Source organism: Bradyrhizobium sp. McL0616 (assembly GCF_049993385.1).
Lineage (GTDB): Bacteria > Pseudomonadota > Alphaproteobacteria > Rhizobiales > Xanthobacteraceae > Bradyrhizobium.
The window spans coordinates 7,208,568-7,230,840 of sequence record NZ_CP188255.1; the positions used below are offsets into that span (position 1 = coordinate 7,208,568).

Genomic DNA, 22,273 nt, shown 5'->3' on the forward strand with positions numbered 1-22,273 from the left:
GTCATACAAGCGCGGGGAGGGATGGGAAACTCACAACCTGAATCAAGGTAAAGCGAAACAACGCTAGCGATCCGCCGGCAGCCCCTGCTCGATCGCGCGAAACCGCAGCGGCGCCAGCGACGACGCGCGCTGCCACCAGTCGGCGACACGGTCGTCGAGGGCGGTCGAGCCGCGACCCTGACCGGGAAAGATCCGGATCTGCTGGACTGCCTCGGCCTCAAACCCCTTGCCCTTGCGCGTGATCTTGACGACGGCGCCTTCGCGGTCTCGCTGGGTCAACGGCACCAGCAGGCGGCCGCGCGGACGAAGCGACTGAAGCCAGTGCGTATGCGGGTGCGAGAAGCCGGCATGCACGATGATCACGTCAGCCGGCTCGCCGATGTCCGCGCATCCATCACCGTAGATAACCCCGACATTGCGGTAATCACGAAGGAAATTCGCAGCGCGCGCCGCAAGCCGCTGGTCGCATTCGATGGCAAGCACCCTGCCCCTCGGGCCGACGATCTTCGACAGCACCGCCGAGAAATAACCGAGCCCGCAGCCGATCTGGACCACGCGCTGCTTCGGCTTGACGTCGAGCACATCGATGAAATGCGCCCACAGGCTCGGCAGTCCGGTATCGAGCTTGCGGCGTGCGTCGATCGCGACCAGCACATTGTCATAGAGATGAGCTGGATCGGCATCTGGCGTCAGCCGGTAGCTGCGCGCCGCCTCGCTCTTGATGCGCCAAGGCCCCTTCGCCAGAAAATTTTCGCGCGGGACCGTACCGAGGGCTGCGAGCAGGAGCGGCGAGGAAATCCGTTCCCGCTTCGCGATCAACGCCACGTAACGGTCACGCGCGGCGGCAAGATCGCTCATTTCACCGCATCGGCCTGCTGACGAACGGGCGCGTCGCCACCGAGTTCGTGCACGAGCTGCATGGCCTGCTTGAGGTCCGGCGTCAGGAATCCCTCGTGGAATCTGCCGACGATCGGCACCAGCAGGAGGCTCGCATGCTCGCGCTTGCCCGCCTCAAGCGAAAGCCGCGCGAGGCTGACGGCGGTGCGAAGCTCCCAGGACAGCGCGCCCTGCTTGCGCGCCGTCTCCAGCGACAGGTTGAACAGATCTTCGGCCTCGTGCACCGAGGCCGGATTGCCGTCCGACAGGGTGATCTCGCCTTGCAGGCGATACACCTCGGCGAGGTAGGAGTGATCGCCGGTCCGCCGCGCGGTCGCAAGCGCGCCGTCCAGTGCGCGCAAGGCGGCGTCGCGCAAGCCGACCTTGGCGTAAGCCTCTGCGAGCAGGCAACGAAACCAGCAGCCGGCAAGCCAGGAATCCATCGCCTCATATTCGTCGAGCCCAAAGCGCATCTGGCTGATGCCTTCGTCTGCCTCGCCGAGCTGCGCAAGTGCCCAGCCGCGCAGGATCGCAGCCTGCTGCTTCCAGTGCAGGAAATTGTGTTCGGTGGCGATGATCATGGCGCGGTTGGCGTGGTCGCGCGTGCCCTCGATATCGCGCAAATGCTCGCAAAGATAGGCGCCGAACACCAGCGCGAAGGCGAGCGAGAACGGATGGCGGATCTTCTCCGCATGCAGGATCGCCTGCTCGCTGTGCTGGCGCGCCGCGTCGGGCCGGCCGAGGAACCAGAGCAGGTAGCCGAGATAGGACAGCGAGACGACGCCCGGATCGGTGCCGTGGCGCTCCATCAGGTCGGAGTGCAAATCGGGGCTGTAGAGATTGATGCAACGGTGCAGATGATGCTGTGAAGCAGCAAAGCGCCCGCGATAGAGCATGGTCATCGCGATCGAGCGGTGCGCCTCGATCAGATAGCCAGTCTGCTGCGCCGGCTGAGTCCGCTCGTTCAGCCGCTCGCGCTTGGCGAATTTCAGCAGCTCGACGCTGAGATCATGTGCACGGGTGAGATCGGCGCGGATGAAATGGCACACCCAGAGCCCGCGCGTGGCGGCAAAGGCCTTTTCGTCGTCATCGAGCTGCTGGCCGAGCTCGAGCGCGCGGATGTAGTTCTCCTCGACCTCCTGCACGGCATAGCCCTTGGCGGCGATCAGCGCGTTGCCGAGCGCGATGCGCACCTCGAGCTCGATCTCGTCGGCGCCCTGCATGCGCGCATTGGCCTGCACGACGCTCAAGCCGCGGCGCAGATGGCCGATCGCCTCTAGATTGGCGCCGCTCTTGGCCGCCTGCTTGCCGGCCTTGAGCCAGAAGCTCGCGGCGCCCTCGCTCTGTCCCGACTCGGTCAGATGGTGGGCGAGCAGCTCCGGCTCGCGCTCGGTCTTCTCCGGATACATCTCGGCGAGCACGAGGGCGATCCGCGCGTGCAGCTTCCGCCGCTCGCTGTGCAGGAGGCTGTCATGCGCGGCATTCTGGATCATTACGTGCTTGAAGGAGTAGAGCGCGTCCGGCGGATGACCGCGGCGCATGATCAGCCCTGCCTCCTCCAGGTGAGTGAGCGCCGCCTCGATCTGCTCCGCCGGCGTGTTGGCCACCGCGTGCAGGGTCTCATAGGAAAACTCACGGCCGATGGTGGCGCCGATCTGTGCGATCCGCTTGAACGGCCCCATTCGATCCAGCCGCGCCATCAGCGAGTCCGTCAACGTCGCCGGGATCGCGAGCTGCCGCCACGGGCCCGAGAGCACGTAGCGCCCGTGCCGCTCGGTCAGGAGGTTGGATTCGAGAACGGTCTTGGTCAGCTCCTCCAGGAACAGCGGCACGCCGTCGGTCTTGACGATGATCTCCTCGACGACCTCCTTGGGAAGCTCACGTCCCGCGACCCGCTCGACCAGCGTCGCGCGCAACTGCCGACTCAGGCGATTCAGGACCAGGGTCGTGATGTGCGAATGCGCGCTCCAGCTTGGCTGGAATTCCGAGCGCGCGGTGATGATGACAAGGATCGGCCGGTTCTGCACCTTGTCGACGAGGAGGTCGACGACCTCGCGGGAGGTCGGGTCGATCCAGTGCAGATCCTCAAAGGCGATCACCAGCGGCTGGTCGCGCGCGAGCCCCAGGAAATGATTGACCAGCGCTGCGACGGTCGCATCCTTCTGTTGCTGCGGCGACAGGTCGAGCGGCGGATAGCGATCTCCGGCCGGTATCGACAGGAGCGCAGCAAACAGCGGCGTGACCTGCTCGATGTCACCATGGGCGGCCGCGATCGCGGTCTCCAGACTCGCCAGCGACATCGCAGATGCATCCTCGCGGTCAAGGCCGAGGGAGAACTTGAGTTGCTCGGCGAAGGGATAGAACGCCGTGGAGGTGTAGTAGGGCGAGCACTGGAACGAGACCTGTCCATGCCGGTCGCCCGCAATCCGCTCGAAGATCTCCTGAATGATGCGCGACTTGCCTATGCCAGGCTCGCCGAACTTGACCACGACCTGGCCGCCGCCCTCCTTGACCTGCTGCCAACGCCCCATCAGCAGCGCGATTTCCTCCTCGCGGTTGACGAGCGGGGTCAGGCGCGTGCCCATGGCGGCGGCAAAGCGCGTTTCGACCCGCGAGGCGCGCATGACGTGCCAGGCCTGGGCCTTTTCCGTGATGCCCTTCAGCGCATGAGCACCGAGATTGCGGTAATCGAACTTCCCCTTCAGCAGCGATTGCGTCGAGGCCGAGATCACGACGCCGTTGGGCGGCGCCAGCGCTTGCAGGCGCGCGGCGAGATTGACGGTTTCGCCGACCGCGGAGTCGCGCTCTTCGGTGCCCTGGCCGACGAGGTCGCCGACCACGACGAGGCCGGTCGCGATCCCGATGCGGACGGCCGGCGCGTGGCTGAGCGCGCCGCGCGGCTCGATCGCGCGCGCGGTCGACAGCACCCGGACGATCTCGAGCCCGGCGCGCACCGCGCGCTCGGCGTCGTCCTCATGTGCGGTCGGATAGCCGAAATAGATCAGAATGCCGTCGCCAACGAAGCGGGCAGCGTAGCCTTCGTAATGCTTGACCACGCGTACGCAGGTCTCGCGAAAGCTCGCGATCATGTCGCGCACGTCTTCCGGGTCGAACTGGGCCGAGAGCGCGGTGGAATCCACCATGTCACAGAACATGGTGGTGAGCTGACGCCGCTCGGCACCGACCTCTGTCCGAATTTGCGGGCGCGCCGCCGCGGCAGGCGCCTCCGCAGCTTCAGCCGGGAGCAGCCCGGCCATCGCCCGCTGGAGCCGCTTGCGATCGCCAAGCGGCAATCCGAGCTCGGCCAGGTCAGCCTCGGTCAGGTCCCCCATGACGTCGAGATCGAGGCGGTGCTGCACGAACAAATCGTTGTAGTGGCCAAGACTGACGCCTTCGAGCCAGCGCTTTAACCCGCCTTCCGTCTCCAGCTCTTTCTCCAGCATGGTGATTTCTGCCCGACTCTCACTCCGTCGAAGGGCTCAAGGCCCCTCAACCACAGATTTTGGGGCCCAAACTTCACCTCGGACTGGACGCGTTCCCTAGTTCTAGGAAGAATAGACCAATCGGATCAAAAGGGAATGGACTTGTCGGACGTTGTACCCGGAGCCGCGAAAGGGTTGGCCAGCACGGACGCCGAGACGAAGGTCTTGACGCATATCGGCGGTCTTCTCGACTTCTATGCGCGACAGACGCCGGCGGCGCCCGCCCTCCTCTCTCCCAGCCGGCCACCGCTGAACTATGACGGTCTCGGCGCCACGACCGAGCATCTGGTCCGCAAGCTGCGCGGGCTCGGCGTTGCGCCTGCAGACCGGATCGCCGTTGCGCTGCCGCGCGGGGCCGACAGCGCGCTGGCGCTGATCGCGGTCGCGGCGGCCTGTGCCTGTGTCCCCGTCAACCCCGACCTGACAGCGGACGAGCTGCAACGCTATTTCAGCGAATTGAAGCTGACGGCGCTCGTTACCCGAGCCGACATGAACTCAGCGAGTCGCGACGTCGCCAAGGCGCTTGATATTGCCGTGATTGACTTCGTGCCGGGACCCGAGACCGATCTCGGCGGCTGCGAATTCGTCGGCCCAACGATCGGTCCGGCCTGTACGAACGGCGTCGCGCGCAGCGACGACGACGCATTCATCCTCCTGACATCGGGCACGGCGGCGCGGCCGAAAATGGTGCCGTTGACGCACCGCAATGTGTGCCTGTCCGCGACCAATGCCGGCCGCGTGCTGTCGCTCGCCGCTGACGACCGTCTGCTGAACGTCCTGCCACTGTTTCATGCCCATGGGCTGATCTCGGGCCTTCTGACCGCGCTGGCCGCAGGCTCCAGTGTGATCTGCACCAACGGTTTTGACGCGCTGTCCTTCTTCGGCTGGATGCGGGAGCTGCAACCGACCTGGTACACGGCGGTGCCGACCATCCATCGCGCGCTGCTGACGGCGGCGGAAGCGGACCCGGACTGCGTGCGGTCGTCATCGCTGCGCGTCGTCCGCTCGGCTTCGGCCTCGCTCGCACCCGCTATCCTCAACGGGCTGGAGGCGACGTTCTGCGTTCCCGTGCTGGAAACGTACGGCATGACGGAAGCGGCGTCGCAGATCTCCGCCAATCCGTTCGAGCTGCGCAAGGCCGGATCGGTCGGACGCGCTGCGGGTCCCGAGATTGCGATCATGGACGCAACAGGCCGCGAGCTTGCAAGCGGCCGGCATGGCGAGATCATGCTGCGCGGGCCGAACATGAGCCGCGGCTACTATAATGACGAAGCGGCGACACAGGCCGCATTCCGCAACGGCTGGTTCCGGACCGGCGATCTCGGCTATCTCGACCCTGACGGCTATCTCTTCATCGTCGGGCGGATCAAGGACGTCATCAACCGCGGCGGACAAAAGGTCTCGCCGCTCGAGGTGGAAGAAGTCCTGTTGAGCCATCCCGCGGTGCTGGAGGCCGGCGTCTTCGCCGTTCCGCACCCGAAGCTCGGTGAGAACGTCGCCGCCGTCGTGGTGCTGCGGGCGAATTCCGAGGTGACCTCGGACCAGCTGCGCCAATTCGCGCGCAAGCGGCTTGCCGCCTACAAGGTGCCGAGCCTGATCAGCAGCGTGACGGCGCTGCCAAAGGGCGCGAGCGGCAAGGTCAAGCGCAATGCACTGGCCGAGCTGATCGCGACCGCAGACGATAGCGACGAGGCGCGGCTGCCACGCACGGGACTCGAAACCCAGCTCGCTGACATCTGGGCCAATCTGCTGGAGCTGCCACAGGTTGGCGTCGATCAAGACGTCTTTGCGCTCGGCGCCGACTCGCTCGCGGCAACGCAGATGCGCTCGCGGCTGCGCGAACGCTTCAATGTCGACTTCTCGTTCGAGGACATCTTTGATTGCGCCACGGTCGCTGCTCTCGCGGCCCGGCTGGAAACCGCAGCAACCCATCGCGACACGATGCTGCCGGCATGGCGTCCGGCCGCGATCGAGGGAGACGCGCCGCTGTCATTCCAGCAGCAGCGGATGTATGTGCTCTCGCGGCTCGATCCGACGCGCTACAACTATAATGTCGTCGAGGTCGCACTGCTCAAGGGACAGGTCGACCTCTCCGCGCTTCAGGCAGCCCTTGGGGCGATCTGCGAACGGCACGAGACGCTGCGCTCGGTCTTCATCGAAAGCCAGGGCGAACCAGTGCAGCGGGTGCTTCAGTCGCCGCCGCTCGAGCGGATCAAGCTCAAGCCTTGCGTCGCGGACAAGCAGGCCGCTGCCGTCCGGCGGGAGGCACTCAAGCTCGCGCAATATTCGTTCGATCTTGCCAGCGAACCGCCACTGAAAGTCACCCTGCTCTCGTTCGACAAGTCCAGCCATGCGCTGGTGGTCAACGTCCATCACCTCGTCACCGACGGCTGGTCGCAGCGGCTGTTCTGGGAGGAGCTCGCCGTCGAATATTCCGCCGCGCGCAAAGGAAGTGCGACGGCGCTGCCCTCGCCCACCTTCCAATATCGCGATTTCGCGCGCTGGCAGCAGGGCTGGGCGCAAACGCCGGCGGCGAAGCAGCAGCTCGATTATTGGCGGACGCAACTCGACGGCGTCACCACGCTGCCGCTGCGGACCGACCGGCCGAGGCCGGAGGTCTGGAGCGGTCACGGCGCCCGTCACACGCTCGAGTTCTCGAAGACCTTGTCCGCCGACCTGAGAGCGCTGAGCCAGCACCAGGGCGTGACGCCGTTCATGACGCTGCTCGCAGCGTTCCAGTGTCTCCTGTTCCGCCACACCGGCCATGAGGACGTGGCGACGGGATCGCTGATTGCGAACCGCAACCAGATCGAGAGCGAGCGGCTCATCGGGCTGTTCGCCAACACGCTGATCCTGCGTAATGATTTCGGCGGCGCGCCGAGCTTCGGCGAAGTGCTGCGGCGGGTGCGCCAGGTCACGCTGGATGCCTATCGCAACCAGGACCTTCCGATCGAGGAGGTCCTGCGCGCGTTGCAGATCGCGCGCAGGAGCGACGGCAATCCGCTGTTCCGGATCATGTTCATCCTCCAGAACGCATCGATCGAGGCCGCGCGCTTTCCCGGGCTGTCGACGCGCCGGCTGGAGGTCGACCCCAAAGTCGCGCGCTTCGACATCACGCTCGAGCTGGTCGAGGCCGAGGGCCGCTTCACCGGCTTCTTCGAATACGCCACCGATTTGTTCGACACGCTCACGATCGAGAACATGGCCGCGCAGTTCAAGATCCTGCTCAAGGCCGTGATCGCCAATCCGGAGCAGCGCATCTCGCGCCTGCCGCTCCTGACCGACGCGGAACGGCGGCAGCTGCTGACGAAAGGCATGCCTGCCAATTTCGCCACCCGCGGCAATCTCTGCGAACGCTTCGACCGGCAGGCGAAGAAAACGCCGAATGCCGTGGCGATATCGGATGGACGTGTAGTCCTGAACTATCGCGAGCTGGCGCGCCGCAGCCAGGCGATTGCACGCTGGCTCGCCCGCGAAGGCGTCGGTGCCGAGACGGTGGTCGCGCTGCTTGCGGATCGCGGACCCGATCTGCTCGCTGCGATGATCGCAGTGCAGCGCGTGGGCGCGGCCTTCCTGAACCTCGATCCCGAGCAGCCGCCTGCACGGCTCGCAACTATCGTCGGATCAAGCTGCGCCCGCGTGCTGCTGACGGCGCGTGCGCAGTCCACCATGGTCGACGCGCTGCTCGAGCCGCTGGTCGAGCCTATCCTGGTAGCCGAGCTCGACGACGCGATCGCGCTCGGATCGACCAAGCCGGCCCGCGCGGTGCGGCGCGCGTCCACAAGCCTTGCCTACCTGATCTATACGTCCGGCTCCTCCGGCGCGCCGAAGGGCGTCATGATCGAGCAGCGCGGGCTGTCGAACCATCTGGCGTCGCTCATTTCCGAGCTTAGGCTGTCGGCCAAGGACGTGATCGCGCAGACCGCGCCGCAGAGCTTTGTGATCTCGGTCTGGCAGTTCCTGGCCGGCCCCATGGCCGGCGCGCGCGTTCATGTCTGCGGCAATGCGGTCGTGCAGGACCCGATCCTGCTTGCGCGCGAGATCGAGCGCGAGGGCATCACGGTGCTTGAGATCGTCCCCTCGCTGCTCCGCGTCATCCTCGAACGCCTGGACGAGGCGCCGATGCTGCGCGCCTTTGCGAAGCTGAGAGTTCTGATCTCGACCGGCGAGCCGCTGCCGGTCGAGCTCTGCCGCGCCTGGTTCGCCCATTGTCCAAAAGTGCCGCTGATCAACGCCTATGGCGCCTCGGAATGTTCCGACGACGTCTCCCTGCACCGGCTGACCAAGGCGCCGACGGCGGCGACGATCAATGTCCCGGTCGGCGCGGCGCTGCCCAATACCCAGCTCTACGTGCTCGATCCGAATCTGGAGCCGCAGCCGATCGGCGTGGTCGGCGAGCTCTGCATCGGCGGCGCTGGCGTCGGCCGCGGCTATATCAACGATCCCGCGCAAAGCCGACAGCGCTTCATCCCCGATCCGTTCGCGCGCCAGGCCGGTCACCGGCTGTACCGGACCGGCGACCTCGCCCGCCGCCGCGCCGACGGGACGATCGAATGCCTCGGCCGCGCCGACCACCAGGTCAAGGTCCGCGGCTACCGCATCGAGCTGAAGGAGATCGAGAACGCGCTTGCCGATCATCCGGGCGTGCGCGCCGGCATCGTCGAGCCACGCCGCGAGGCGAGCGGCGATGTCAGGCTGATCGCCCATATCGTCGCAAGAGCGGGCAACCAGATCAGCGCCAGCGAACTGCGCGATTTCCTCAAGACCCGGCTGCCGGGCCACGCGATCCCGTCGGCGTTTTTGTTCCTGGACCAGGTTCCGCTCAATGCCCACGGCAAGGTCGATCGCTCAGCGTTGCTGGCGCCCGCGCAACAGCAAATCGCCGGACCAGAGGCCGCAGTGCCGGCCCGCAGCTTCACCGAAAAAGTGCTGTCCGACATCTGGATCGACCTGCTGAAGGTCGAGAGCCTCGGTATCACCGACAATTTCTTCGACCTTGGCGGCCATTCGCTGCTGGCGGGCCAGGCGATGGCGCGCGTGGCCCGCGCGCTCGGGGTCTCGCTGCCCATCAAGTCCATCTTTGAGGCGCCGACGATCGAAGAGCTTGCCCGGCGCGTCGATGAGGCTGTGGTAGCGCAACCGCGCCAGCCTCCGACAAGCGTGCCGCGACTGGCCGACAGCGGACCTCCCACGCTGTCGATCGCGCAGGACCAGATGATGCGGATCGAGGCGAACCTGCCCGATCTGCCGCTGTTCAACCTGCCCTTCGCCTTCCAGCTCGATGGCCCAATCGATCCGCGCAGGCTGGCGCAGGCCATCGACGACATCGTGCGCCGCCATGAATCGCTGCGGACGGCGTTCGGCTGGAGCGGCGAGGAGCCGGTCAGCCGCATCGTCGCGCCCGCCACGCTCGGCCCGGTTCTGACTGTCGAGACCATTGGCGACGGCCAGCCTCACAACAACAAGCGCCGCAAAGCCCTCGAGCGCAGGAAGATCGAGCTCCTGATCGAGGAGGAGACCTATACCCCGGTCGACGCCACCCGGGCGCCGCTGCTGCGGGCGCGGCTGCTGCGGCTTCACGCCGAGGATCACATCCTGCTGCTGACGTTGCATCACGCCATTGCCGACGGCTGGTCGATCGGCGTGCTGTTCGAGGAATTGTCCAACCGCTATGCCGCGCTGGCCGGGCATCCGTCGGTCCCGTTGCCCAAAATGCCGCTCGCCTTCTCGGACGTCGCCCGTTGGCAGCGCTGGTGGTGCGGAACCGACTCCGCCAGGCAGCAGGCGGCCGAGTGGACGGAGGCCTTGCGCGGCGCAGCCCCCGCGTTCGACGGCGAATCGAGCCCCGGCGCGTCCACCGGTCACCATCCGCTCAGCCTGGAGCGCGACCTGGTCGCCCGACTCACAGCCTTTGCGCGCCAGCACAACGGCACGCTGTTCATGTGTCTCCTCACCGGCCTGAAGGCCCTGCTGCTGGCGCGGACCGGACGTACGGATATTTCGGTCGCCACCGCCATGGCCAATCGCAGCCAGCCGGACACCGACCGGATCGTCGGCCCGTTCGAGAACACCGTGATCGTCCGCAGCCGAATCACGCCGGAGCTGTCGTTCGCGCACGCCTTGGGCCGGGTGCGCCAGAGCGTGCTCGACGCTCATGCGCGGCAGGAGCTGCCGTTCAACATCCTGGCCGACCATCTGGAGCAGGAAGGAATCGATCCGGCCTCGCTGCTCCAAGTCTATTTCACCCTGCAAAATCCGCTGCGCCAGCCGCTCGATTTGCCCGATGTCACGGTGCGATCAATCGGGAACGTCACGCGCGAGGGCCAGCCGGTGCTCCCGATCGACCCGACCTGGCTATCCCTGATGCTGAAAGAGCGCCCGACCGGTATTACCGGTTCCTGCAATTACAAGAGCGAGTTGCTCGATGGCCCCATGGTCGGCGCGTGGATGGAGGATCTCGTCGCACTGCTGGCGGCAGCCGTCGCCCGGCCCAGTACACCGCTCGGCCGCTTGCTCGATCGGAGAGCCGTGTGACCGGCCGTTGGTCCGCGCCGAACACGGGTTCACTCGCCAAAGCTGTGCATGATCAAGTTGCATCTTGATTATTTGGGCGCTGCCGCGCAAGATTATTCCTGCGTTTTTGATTTGGACGATTATTTTCAACCGGGGAGTGTCATTATGGGTTTCATCAAATTTACCAAGGGTACCTCGCTGAGCGACAAGGATCGCAAGGCCCTGCAAAAGCTGCTCACCGACGAGAAGAAGAAGCTTCAGTCTGCGCTGAAGGACGTCGACACCAGCCTTTCGCTGCTGGGCGGAAAGAAAGCCAAGAAGAAAAAGTAAGACTCGTCGGCCGGGACGCCGAACGAATCTTCTTTTCGGATTTGGGCCGCTCGCTTGTCGAGTTGGGGTCTCGCACAAGCTTGCGCCTGTAAACCGGCCAGTAATCGACAAGAATTTGCCTGGGTGAACCGCTAGAAGCGGTTCGCTTAGTGGCTTCCTGTTCGGTTGATTCTTCTGTCAGGGCAGGATTTGGCCTCCGCCTGACGTTATGGGCTCAATTGATGGCAGACGACGGAATTGAACTGTTTGTCGGACTGATCGAGAGCATCGACACGCCTGGCGCGGTCGCTGCGTGCCGGCGTTTGCTCTCGGTCGACGAACTCGCGCGCGCCGACCGCTTCATGTTCGAGCGGCATCAGCGGCAATATATCTTCGCGCACGCCATGTTGCGCCTTGCGCTCTCGCACGCCGAGCCTGATGTCGCGCCCACCGATTGGTCCTTTGCAGCCGGCCGCTACGGGCGACCCTTTGTCGCAGCGCCTGCGACCTCGACGGCGCTGCATTTCAGCCTGTCCCATGCCGACGGCTGCGTCGCTTGCATCGTGTCCAAGCATGAGGCCGTCGGCGTCGACGTCGAGACCGTGTCGCGGCGTGTCGCGCCGCTGTCGACGGCGCTTCGCTTCTTTGCGCCGGAAGAGGTCGAAACGCTGCGGGGACTGCCGGAGCCCGCCGCGATCGAGCGCTTCTTCGACTATTGGACGCTGAAGGAGGCCTATCTGAAGGCCCGGGGTTTTGGGCTCAATCTGCCGCTCGATGCGTTCGCGATGCAGGTGTCGCGGGAGGCGATCGAGATCAGCTTCAAGCCCGATATCGCCGACGATCCGGAAGGTTGGCGCTTCTCGCTGTGCTCGCCGTCGCCCTCGCACCGCCTGGCGATCGCCGACGGCTCGCGCGCGGCCGGCGGCCTTCCCATCACTCGCAACGCCTGGCCGCTCCAGGACGCGGCGGAATGACGTCCCCGCGGCTGCGCGTCTTTCCCGCGATCTCACGCAACCGCGATCCCAAGAAATATATCGGCGAGCTGATGCGGGTGGCAGAGTTCGCCGACCGCAACGGCTTTGAAGGCATTCTGCTGTTCGAAGGCAATGACGTGTTCGTCGAGCCCTGGGCCATGGCTCAGCACATCATCGCGGCGACGACGCGATCCTCGCCGCTGATCGCGGTCAATCCGGTCTACATGCATCCGTTCACGGCGGCGAAGTTCGTCTCGTCCTTCGCTCAGCTCCATGGCCGCAAGATCTATCTCAACATGATCACGGGGACCGCGGTCAGCGACTTGCAGGGGCTCGGCGACGAGCAGTCGCATGCCGACCGCTATGTCCGCCTTGGCGAGTTCGTCGCGCTGATGCGCGCTCTGCTCTCAAGCCCGCGGCCGGTGAATCTCGACGGCCGGTTCTATCGCGCGAGCAATCTGCAGCTACGGCCGCGCCTGCCGGCGGAGCTGATGCCGGAATTCCTGATCGCCGGCCAGTCGGACGCGGCGCAGCGCGTGGCGGCGGAGACCGGCTGCATCAAGATGCAGATGCTGCCGCCCGATCTCGATCGGGGCCTCAATGCGCCCGGAGTGAATTTTGGCATTTTTGCGCGCGAGAGCGGCGACGAGGCGCGGCAGGCGGCGAAGACGCGCTTCCGCGACAATCCCGACGATCGCGAGCTGCTCGCGCTCACCGTGGAGAACAGCGATTCCGTCTGGAAGCGCCGGCTGTATGAGGGGCAAAGCGGCGAGCTTCAGGGCAATGGCTACTGGCTGCTGCCGTTCCTGACCTTCCAGGCCGACTGCCCCTATCTCGTCGGCAGCTACGCCGAGATCGGCGCCAGACTCAGAGATTTCGCCGCGAAGGGCCTGACCACGATCATGCTCGACATGGTCGCCGACGAGGCCGAGATGCAGCACGTCTGCAAGGCACTCGCTGCAAGCGGGATGTTTTAAAATTAGGCGCCGAGCGGGCTAAGCCGCGCCAGCGGCTCTGTCCCCTCCGGTCGTCGCAAGAGCTGCATGACATGCCGCTTCAGGCGCACGAACTCGGGTTCGGTCACGAGGTCATGGCTTCGCGGCCGTCCGAACCGCAATACGATATCCTCGATCAGGCGGCCCGGCCTCGCGCTCATGACGACGATGCGATCGGCGAGGAGCAGCGCCTCGTCGATATCGTGGGTGACGAATACCGTGGTCGTCGGAATCTTGCTCCAGATGTCGAGCAGGACCTCCTGCATCATGCCGCGCGTCTGCGCATCGAGCGCGCTGAAGGGTTCGTCCATCAGCAGCACCCGCGGCTGATTGATCAGGACCCGCGCGATCTCGACGCGCTGCTGCATGCCTCCGGGCAATTGCGCGGGGTAAACCGTCTCGAAGCCGGAAAGCCCGACAAGATTCAATATGGCGTCGGCCGAACGTTTGCGCTCGGCCTTCGCAAGGCCGTACATCATCGGACCGCTTCCAGAACCGCCGCATCATCGCCATCGACGGCAGCAGCATCCGGATCAGGCGGATCGATCTGCTGGAACAGATACTGTTCAAGGACTAGGCCGGCATCCCGGCCCAATCCCAACGAAGATCACCGCGCCTCTTCGAACCCCGCCAGCACCGAGGTCAGGTTGGCGCCGAGGATATCCGAGAGGTAGCCGCCCTCCTGCACGAACACGGTCGGCAGGCCCATCTTCGCGATGGCCTGGCCGATGCGGCGGAAGCCTGGCGTGGTGACGGCGAGGCCTTTCAGCGGATCGTGCTCGGATGCGTCCAGGCCGAGCGCGATGACGAGGGCGCCAGGCGCGAAGGATTCGATCGCCTTGCGCGCGACATCCAGCGCCTGGATGTAGCCGTCATCGCCGGTGCCAATGGCCAGGGGAATGTTGAGATTGGCGCCGAGGCCTGGGCCTTCGCCGCGCTCGTGCGCATAACCCCATACGTAGGGATAGTACGCAACGGGGTCGGCGTGGATCGACACCGTATAGACATCAGGCCGCGCATAAAAAATGCCCTGCGTGCCGTTGCCGTGATGGACGTCGACGTCGAGGATCACCACGCGCTCATGCTTGAGCCGAAGATGCGCCGCCGCGATCGCGCTGTTGTTGAGGAAGCAGAAGCCGCCGGCCATGTCGCGATAGGCGTGATGGCCGGGCGGACGGCAGAGCGCGTAAGTCGCATCCTCGCCGTCCATCACCATCTGCGCCGCGGTGACCGCAACGTCGGTCGCGGCACAAGCCGCGGCCCAGGTGCCGGGGCCGATCGGCGCCGCGGTGTCGGCGGTGTGCCAGCCGAGCTTGCCGACGATGTGAGTGGGATATGTCCCGGCGTGACGCACGGGATGAATGTTGCCGATCATCTCCGGGCCGGAATCGCCGAGTGCTTTCCAGGCGTCCCAGGCTTCGCTCAGGAACGACAGATATTCCGGGCTGTGAATGCGTGCGCGCGGGCCCTGCCCGAATGTCGTCGGCTCGACCAGCTGATGCTTGCCGTCCTTCAAACCTTTCAGCAGACGATCGGCGCGCTCGGGCTGCTCGGTGGTGCGCGTGACGACACCGCGAACCAGGAAGAATTGCGGATCATGGCTGCGGTGCAGTTCGGTATGGACGGCTTTCACTCAAACACTCCGTGGTCGCTTTGACGATGCCCACAGATGTCTAAATCCCTGCGGCGGCCAGATGCAAGCAAGAAGAATGCCGCCCCTGTCGCGCTGTTCTGCGCGGGGAGCAGACCGTCTCCGATGCTCTAGCAGCGCCCGCGCTGGAGGCAGTGCTCGCGGCCTTGCTGATCGGTGCGGAAGGATTCGATGAAGCCGCCCCGGCGCTGCGTGACGAAGACGGTCTTGCCGTCGCTGCCGCCGAAGGCAAGGTTAGTCGGCTCCTTGCCCTTCAGCACGATCTCGCGTTCGACCGCGCCGTTGGGCTTCATCAGCGTGATCGTGCCCTTGAGAATGCGCGCCAGGTAGAGACGGCCGGTGATATCGGTGCGCAGGCCGTCGATGGTATCGGGCTGGAACGTCTTGACGAGTTTTGCGTCGCTAAGTTCGTTGCCGTTGATCGCGTAGGACCAAACCTGACCGTTGCTGGACTCGCCTACATAGAGCGTCTTCCCGTCGGGGCTGAGATCGATGCCGTTGGTCGTGCCCATCGCGCGCGGCGCAATCATGACCTGTCCCTGCACCGAGCCATCAGCGGCTTTGGCAACGCGCCAGATGTGGCCTTCCCGACCCTTCCAGTTCGGATCGCTCGCATAGATCGTGCCGTCGCGGGCGATGGTGATGTCGTTGGGCTGCTTCATCTCGTCAGAGTGAAACCAGACCACCGGCTCGGTGCCGCCTTTCGTGATCGCGAAGATGTTGTGCTTCTTGTAGTCGGCAATGAACATGGTGCCGCTGCGATCGAAGCGGATGGCATTGCCGATGCTCCCTTCGGGAAGCGCCGTGAATGGCTCGGAAGCCGTGCCGCCCGCGGGCAATCTGCCGATGGTGCCGGGCTTGCCGAAATTGACGACGAAGAGATTGCCATCGAGATCGGCGGCCGGCCCTTCGATGCCGAAGGTGTATTCGCCGGGCGGCGTCACCTGCACGCTTTCGAACAGTTTCGTTTCCGCTTGCGCGGACGCCGTCGCGATGACGAGAAAGACGCTACTGCACAGGCACCAGAAATTCCTGCCGGATGTAATAGCCATCGTCGTCGCTGCACTCGCCGTTCAGATAGGGATCGGCCGGCCGGAAGAATCGACTGAAGCCGGGTTTGTCTACAGCGTTCCTTTGTGTCACGACGACGACCTTGGCGGCCGGTATTTCGCCGCATTCCTTGTTCGCCTTGCTAAAGAATTTGCGCTGCGGCGGGCCGAGCTTGATGCGCATTCGCATTCCCGGAACCATTTTCGCAACCAGCAGGTCCGCGGTAATGAGCAGGCCCGTGTAACCGGGCTCGGTCTTCGGCAGGCTTTCGCCGCCGGGCGGCATCAGCTTCTCCGCACCAATGCCGCGCAGCCGCGTGCGCAACCTCCCGGATTCGGGATCGCCGGGATAGATCCAGCCATCCTGAGACAGCATGAAGCGCAGCACGGTCGCGTCCTTGTCCGCATCCGATTGACCCGCCATCAGGCCGAAATCGGAATGGCAGCCGAGGCAGTGCTTCTCGACGAGGCCCTTGCGCAGCGCGGTGAGCCGGATCTTGTTTTGCGGATCTTTGGCGACGAAGGCCGCGAGCTGGTCGATCTGCGCCTGGCTGCGCGTATCGCAGGGCAGAGGCGGCGGCGGATCGCCGGCGGCGCGATCGATGCGGATCACCGTCTGGTTCTTGTCCTCGACCAGCCAGATCGCGCCATCCTCCGCGACCGTCATGCCGACAGGGGCGCCTTGCGGCCGCGCGCCGTTGACGCGGTGCCAGCCGGCAATCAGCTCCTCGAACGGCGCAGCGGCGACTTCGCCGGCGTCGGTCTGAAAACTGTGGGTCGGATCGGCGGCGCAACTGACATGATAGCGCACCGGCGCGGGGCTTGGCTTTGGGAAGCCGTGGTCGTCGACGTCGTAGACGAGGACGCGGCTGCCGGTCGGGCGATAGCCGTGCAGGCCGACCAGCAGCTTGCCTTCGAGCTCAGGAAATTTGGCGCCGTGATAGTAAAGCATTGCGAGCGGCGCACCGTGCGGCGGCATCAGCGAGAGCGGCGCCTTGTAGAGTGCGTTCGATGTACAGAGCGATTTGTAGACTCCGGATTGCAGCACGCTCCTGAACTCGGGGCTTGGCGTCGACAAATCGTAGCAATAGGGCCAGCCATAGTGCCTGCCCTGCTCGATCGCGTTGATCTCCTCGTTCGGCTTGAAGATATCGGGCAGGTCGCGGCCATTCTCGCCTTGCAGGAAGGCGTAGCCGGCATCCGGGAAATTCGGATGCAGCGCCAGCGCCATCGAATTGCGCAAGCCCCGCGCATAAACGGTGTGCGGCAGATCGGAGTCGTTCGGATTCAATGCCGGGAAGACACCGCCTGACGGCGGCGTGAACAGCCAGATCGCGGCCATGGCGGAAGCTCCTTCGGCCGCCGCGCAAGGCTTTGTGATCGGCGCCGGCGTGATGCAGTCGTCGCTGTGGGCTCCGACATTGACGAACAGCCGGCCGTTTTTGTCGAAGACGAATTGCTTGAGCGGATGCACGCTCTCGTCGATCTTGGTGCCGTCAGGCAGCGTGATGCGGCGTCCCGGCATGTGACGGATGATGGTCTCGACCGTGCCGCGCGGATTATCCGCGAGCGGGTCGAACCGGAAGATGGTCTCGGCGGTGGAGGCGTAGAGCTTCTTGTCCGGGCCGATCACCAGGCCGAACGGATATTCGATCGCAGTCAGGAGCTCCTTGAACCGCTGGCCTTGGGGCGCATGCGGATCGAGCAGCAGCAACCTGCCATCGGTATGACCCCAGCGGCCCATGTCGGCGACCACGAAGAGATCATGGCCGGGCACCTGGACGATCGAGCGCGGGAATTTGAGATGGTCTTCTTCGCTAGCAATGAGGCCGGCGCAAAATCCGGCCTTCATGTCGATCTGGATTTTGGGAAAGGCGAGATCGCCGCTGCCGCAGGTTTCCGAACCGATCGCATAGCCGCTTTTCCTGACCGGCTCGGACGAGGCCACCGAAGAGAGGACGAGCAAGACAGCGGCGGTGGCGACGACACCTACGCACAAGCTTCGGCCTACATTCTGAAATGTGAGCTGCTTCACAGCGACCTCCGCGACTTTCGGTCGAAGGTTGTTCCATGCCGCTCAAGCGCCGTCCAGTTGAACATCACCCCCCTGTGATCAAACCGGCAGGGGCCTTGGTAGCGACCAATCTCCGTAGATTCCCTTACCGGGTTCGGCCCGAATATTCTTCGACTGTTTCGGATGGTATCGATATGCCGTCCAAATCGCTTTCCAGAGGAGGCGTGTATGGTTCAGATGTATTTCCACTGCTCCAACGCCGAGGGCACGCTGATCGATCGCTACGGCACGGCAGTCGCCAACCTGACCGAGGCGCGCGACCGCGCCGCCCAGATCATGAGCTCGATGATCCAGATGCCCGGCTCCGAGGACTGGCGCGACTGGGTGATCCATATCAGCGATGACGACGGCGAGGAGATTTTCGATCTTCCCTTCACCGCCATGCTCGGCAAGCCGCATTGAGGTGATGCCGTGTTGTTCGCTTCACTGAGCCTGCTCTGCCAGCCCCTCAACTTCGTCGCCACCAAATGGCAGAAGCTGGTGCGGATCGCGGGCAACCCCTACCGCCCCGAACTTCACTACATGCGCGGGCCTGGCCCAAAATGGCACGCCAAGCATCAGGCCAGCCGGGTGGACCGCTCGCTCTGAGCGCGGCCTGGGTCTTCTCCCCTATCTGCCCGTGAACTTCGCCTTGCGCTTCTCGACGAAGGCATTGCGGCCTTCGACGGCGTCGGCGCCCTTGCGGACCACGGCCTGAAGCTCGATCTCGCGGCGGAACTGCGCCTCGTAGCTCGTATGCTCGCTCTCCTCGACCAATGCGCGGGTCGCGACCAGAGCGCGGGTCGGCCCCTCAGCCAGACGGCGCGCCAGCGTCAACGCTTCCTCCATCAGCCTCTCATCGTCGACGACCTGCCGCACCAGGCCGATCTCCTGGGCACGTTCGGCCGTCAGCGGCTCGTTCAGCAACATGAGCTCGAGCGCGCGCTGCCGGCCGACCAGCCGCGGCAGCAGCCAGGTCGAGCCGAGATCGGGCACCAGCGCAATGCGGCTGAACACCTGAATGAAGCTCGCAGACCGCGCCGCAACAATCATGTCACCGGCCATGGCGAGACTGAAGCCACCGCCGGCGGCGACGCCATTGACGGCAACGACGACCGGCAGGCGACATTCGCGCAGGGCCTTGAAGGCCGGCCAGTAGAACCGCATCACGCCGGCCGCGATGTCCTCGCCGAGCGCTCCAGACGCCTTCAGGTTCTGGCCCGAGCAGAAGCCGCGCCCCGCGCCGGTCAGGATCAAGGCGCGAACGCCCTCATCGCCAGTCATCTCGGCAATTGCAGCGGCGAGCGCGCCGAGCAGGTCCGGCGTCATCGCGTTCAGGCTTGCCGGCTCGTCGAGCGTCAAAATCCCGACCGCGCCATCCCGCGCCTGTCTCACACCTGCCATGTCGTTCCTCCCTGCGGATGTTCTCGTTGTTGGCAATGTGCCATTGTCCCTGCGCTTCGCCAACCAAGACAAACACAAGACGACATCATGCCTCACCAGTTCAGCCTCAACCAAACCATCCGCAAACCCGCCGTTAAATCCAAGGGCGGCATCGTCGCTGCGCAGTCGCGGCTGGCGGCCGAGGTGGGCGCGCAAGTGCTGGCGGCGGGCGGCGATTGCGTCGACGCGATCGTTGCGACCACCTTCGCGCTGAACGTGCTGGAGCCCTGGAACAGCGGCATCGGCGGCGGCGGCGCGATGGTGCTCTACCGCGCCAAGGAAAATCGCTACGAGGTGATCGACTACGGCATGTGCGCGCCGCAAAGCGTGCGCGCCGCCGATTATCCCATCACGGGAGAACGCGTCGCCGCCGACCTGTTTCCGTGGCCGCGGGTGAAGGACGATCGCAACGTTCACGGTCCCGGCGCGATCGCGGTGCCCGGTGTCGTCGCTGGCATGGAGGAGGCACACCGTCGCCACGCCAGGATGCAGTGGAAAGACCTGGTCGAGCCGGCTGCGAAGATCGCAGGCGAGGGCCTGCTGGCCGACTGGTGGACCACGCTGACGATCGCGGGTTCGGCGGAAGATCTTCGGCGTTATCCCGCCAGCGCGGCAATGTTCTTGAAGGATGGCCTGCCTCCGAGCCCGCCCTGGAGCGTCGCGGCCGAGACGCGACTGCCTCAGGAGACCTTGAAGGCGACGCTGTTGCACCTCGCCGAGGCCGGTCCGCGCGATTTCTACCAGGGCGACCTCGCCAGGAGCATAGCATCCGACATCAAGGCCGATGGCGGCTCGCTGTCGGTCGAGGATCTCGCCGCCTTCCGCGCACATCTGCGCGAGCCGCTGGCGATTCCCTACCGCGGCGGCAAGGTGCTCGCGACGCCGGAGCTCACGGCCGGACCAACCATGGCGCACGCGCTGCGCCTGTTGCAGCAGAATTTGAAGCCGGCAGGCACCCCGGATGCGGCTACTTACGCCGAATATGCCGCTGCCCTGCAAACCGCCTATCGCGAGCGGCTCAAGGACATGGGCGATGCCGACGGCAAGCGCTCGCTCGGCGCCGAACATCTGGCGCCCGCCTGCACCACGCATTTCTCCGTCGTCGACCGCCACGGCAACATCGCCGCGGTGACGCAGACGCTGCTCTCGTCGTTCGGCTCGAAATATGTGACGCCGCACACGGGCATTCCCATGAACAACGGCATCATGTGGTTCGACCCGAAGCCGGGCGCCACCAACTCGCTCGCTCCCGGCAAGCGCTGCCTCACCAACTACACGCCGGTCATCGCCGAGACCAAGGACGGCAAGCGCCTCGCGGTCGGTGCCTCCGGCGGCCGCCGCATCCTGCCTTCGGTGATGCAGCTGGTGTCGTTTGCGATGGATTTTGGCATGGACCTCGATGCCGCCATCCATCAGCCGCGCATCGATTGCAGCGAAGGCGCGGTCGTGGTTGGCGACACGCGGCTGCCCGCGGATACACGCAAGGCTCTCGCCGCTCGCTTCGACTACAAGGAAACACCGGTGCAGACCCTGCCCATGAAGTTCGCCTGCCCGAGCGTGGTGATGCGCGACGGCGACGTCAATTGGGGCGCGGTCGAGATCTTTCAGCCCTGGGCCGATGCGGTGGCGGAAAGCTAAATCCCCAGCCGGTCGCGCACTCGGCCGGCGATCACCGCGGTGGTCACGCCCACCGGCCAGAATGCGTGCATCGGGATCGGCTTGATGCCGGTGACCGGCATGTCGATCTCCGCCTTGGCGCCGCCGATCAGGCGACGCGCGAGCTGGGCGCCCATCGCGGTGGAGAGCGCGACGCCGCGGCCGTTGCAGCCGAGCGAAATCAGGACGCTCTCCTCCGGCTCGTGCACATGCGGATAATGGTCCTTGGTGATGGCGAGCCGGCTGTTCCAGCCATGGGTCCAGGCAACGCCCTTGAGCTGCGGCCATAGCCGCTCGGCGTAGCGCATGAGATAGGCGACGTCCGTCGGCGACTTGATCCAGCGCATCGGGCCGCGACCGCCCATCAGCAGGCGATTGTGCTGGTCGATGCGGTAATAGACCGTGATGTGGCCGCTCTCATAGAGCACGGGCCGCGTCGGAATGATCGAGCGGGCGACCTCGTCCGAGAGCGGCGCGGTGGCGGCGATCGAGGAGAACACCGGGACGATGGTACGGCGGAGTGCCGGCCAGAGATCGTCAGTGAAACCGTTGGTGGCGAGCAGCACTTTGTCCGCATGCACCACGGCGCGCGGGGTCTCGATGCGCCATCGCGCGCCCTCGCGACGGAGCGACAGCGCTGGCGTCTCGCCATGCACCTTCGCGCCCGCGGAGATCGCGGCGCGCGCCAGGCCGCGCGCATAGCTGAGCGGATGCAAATCGCCGCCGCGCGCGTCGAGCATGGCGCCGATGTAGCGGTCGGTGCCGGTCATCTCGCGCAACTGCTCGCGGTTCAGGTATCTCACGGGCATGCCACGGCGGATGCATTGCTGCGCAGTTGCCTCGATCGCAGCGGCGCTGGCCTCGTTGTAGGCCGCCCGCAGCGTGCCGTTCTGACGCGCCTCGCAAGGGATCTGGTAGCGACGGATCAAATCATGCGTGAAATTTGGGGTGCCGTAGGAGAAGTCAATCATGCGGCGACCGAGCTCGGCACCGAAGTCCGCTTCGATCTGATCGGGATCGTGTTTCAAGCCGGGATTGGTGTGGCCGCCATTGTTGCCCGACGCGCCCCAGCCCGGCTCCTGCGCTTCCAGCACCAGTGCCTCGACACCCTGCTCCGCCAGATGCAGCGCGGTGGACAGGCCGGTATAGCCGCCGCCGATAATCGCGACGGAAACGCTGCTGTCGGCGTCGAGCGGCGGCGTCGCGACCGGCGCAACGGCAGTATCGGCATAGAGCGAGGGCGGCAAAGGCAGGCGCGTCGTCATGGCTTAG

The 22,273-nt window shown here is 65.3% G+C and carries 14 protein-coding genes and 1 pseudogene; 7 read left to right on the forward strand and 8 right to left on the reverse strand.

Annotated features, from left to right (window positions below):
* Positions 1-63: 63 nt before the first annotated feature.
* Both ACPPVR_RS34640 and ACPPVR_RS34645 read right to left on the reverse strand, forming a co-directional pair.
* Entirely contained in the window at positions 64-858 is a 795-nt protein-coding gene (locus ACPPVR_RS34640) for a protein-L-isoaspartate O-methyltransferase family protein (RefSeq protein WP_426611006.1), read from the reverse strand.
* Complete coding sequence (locus ACPPVR_RS34645; protein WP_426611007.1) at positions 855-4,319, reverse strand: ATP-binding protein; 3,465 nt, start codon at positions 4,317-4,319, stop codon at positions 855-857. Before ACPPVR_RS34645 ends, ACPPVR_RS34640 begins: the two co-directional genes overlap by 4 nt.
* 135 nt (positions 4,320-4,454) lie before the next feature.
* On the opposite strand from ACPPVR_RS34645, the gene ACPPVR_RS34650 reads away from it, so the two are divergent.
* The 4 genes from ACPPVR_RS34650 to ACPPVR_RS34665 all read left to right on the forward strand — a co-directional run bounded on the left by ACPPVR_RS34650 (position 4,455) and on the right by ACPPVR_RS34665 (position 13,131).
* Positions 4,455-10,892 carry an amino acid adenylation domain-containing protein gene (locus ACPPVR_RS34650; RefSeq protein ID WP_426611008.1) on the forward strand — a complete coding sequence of 2,146 codons (6,438 nt, stop codon included), beginning with the start codon at positions 4,455-4,457 and terminating at the stop codon, positions 10,890-10,892.
* Between the two features lie 144 nt (positions 10,893-11,036).
* The gene (locus ACPPVR_RS34655; RefSeq protein WP_426611009.1) at positions 11,037-11,201 is read left to right on the forward strand and encodes a hypothetical protein; all 165 of its coding nucleotides are present in this window, start codon (positions 11,037-11,039) and stop codon (positions 11,199-11,201) included.
* A 221-nt stretch (positions 11,202-11,422) separates the two neighbouring features.
* Positions 11,423-12,154 carry a 4'-phosphopantetheinyl transferase family protein gene (locus tag ACPPVR_RS34660; protein ID WP_426611010.1) on the forward strand — a complete coding sequence of 244 codons (732 nt, stop codon included), beginning with the start codon at positions 11,423-11,425 and terminating at the stop codon, positions 12,152-12,154.
* On the forward strand, positions 12,151-13,131 hold the full coding sequence (locus ACPPVR_RS34665; protein WP_426611011.1) for an LLM class flavin-dependent oxidoreductase: 981 nt from the start codon (positions 12,151-12,153) through the stop codon (positions 13,129-13,131). Before ACPPVR_RS34660 ends, ACPPVR_RS34665 begins: the two co-directional genes overlap by 4 nt.
* Before the next feature lie 2 nt (positions 13,132-13,133).
* On the opposite strand, the pseudogene ACPPVR_RS34670 reads toward ACPPVR_RS34665, so the two are convergent.
* From ACPPVR_RS34670 to ACPPVR_RS34685, 4 genes and pseudogenes are all read right to left on the reverse strand, one after another.
* A pseudogene (locus ACPPVR_RS34670) lies at positions 13,134-13,634 on the reverse strand (ABC transporter ATP-binding protein); the annotation flags it as partial.
* A 122-nt stretch (positions 13,635-13,756) separates the two neighbouring features.
* Positions 13,757-14,782, reverse strand: a complete 1,026-nt coding sequence (locus tag ACPPVR_RS34675; protein ID WP_426611012.1) for a histone deacetylase family protein — start codon at positions 14,780-14,782, stop codon at positions 13,757-13,759.
* A 128-nt stretch (positions 14,783-14,910) separates the two neighbouring features.
* Positions 14,911-15,852, reverse strand: coding sequence for an SMP-30/gluconolactonase/LRE family protein (locus ACPPVR_RS34680; RefSeq protein ID WP_426611013.1), 942 nt, complete (start codon positions 15,850-15,852; stop codon positions 14,911-14,913).
* Positions 15,809-17,884 (reverse strand): PQQ-dependent sugar dehydrogenase, encoded by a 2,076-nt coding sequence (locus ACPPVR_RS34685; RefSeq protein ID WP_426611014.1) that lies wholly within the window; start codon positions 17,882-17,884, stop codon positions 15,809-15,811. Before ACPPVR_RS34685 ends, ACPPVR_RS34680 begins: the two co-directional genes overlap by 44 nt.
* A gap of 207 nt (positions 17,885-18,091) precedes the next feature.
* On the opposite strand from ACPPVR_RS34685, the gene ACPPVR_RS34690 reads away from it, so the two are divergent.
* Entirely contained in the window at positions 18,092-18,325 is a 234-nt protein-coding gene (locus tag ACPPVR_RS34690) for a DUF6894 family protein (RefSeq protein ID WP_426611015.1), read from the forward strand.
* A gap of 9 nt (positions 18,326-18,334) precedes the next feature.
* Positions 18,335-18,511: a hypothetical protein gene (locus ACPPVR_RS34695; protein ID WP_426611016.1), complete on the forward strand. Its 177-nt coding sequence runs from the start codon at positions 18,335-18,337 to the stop codon at positions 18,509-18,511.
* Positions 18,512-18,532: 21 nt separating this feature from the next.
* Here the strand turns inward: ACPPVR_RS34695 and ACPPVR_RS34700 are convergent, their stop codons facing one another.
* A complete protein-coding gene (locus ACPPVR_RS34700; RefSeq protein WP_426611017.1) occupies positions 18,533-19,306 on the reverse strand; it encodes an enoyl-CoA hydratase-related protein in 774 nt (257 codons plus the stop codon).
* A gap of 87 nt (positions 19,307-19,393) precedes the next feature.
* On the opposite strand from ACPPVR_RS34700, the gene ACPPVR_RS34705 reads away from it, so the two are divergent.
* Positions 19,394-20,983: a gamma-glutamyltransferase family protein gene (locus tag ACPPVR_RS34705; protein WP_426611018.1), complete on the forward strand. Its 1,590-nt coding sequence runs from the start codon at positions 19,394-19,396 to the stop codon at positions 20,981-20,983.
* On the opposite strand, the gene ACPPVR_RS34710 is transcribed toward ACPPVR_RS34705, so the two are convergent.
* On the reverse strand, positions 20,980-22,266 hold the full coding sequence (locus tag ACPPVR_RS34710) for an NAD(P)/FAD-dependent oxidoreductase (RefSeq protein WP_426611019.1): 1,287 nt from the start codon (positions 22,264-22,266) through the stop codon (positions 20,980-20,982). The two genes, ACPPVR_RS34705 and ACPPVR_RS34710, sit on opposite strands and share 4 nt — an antisense overlap.
* Positions 22,267-22,273 lie beyond the last annotated feature (7 nt).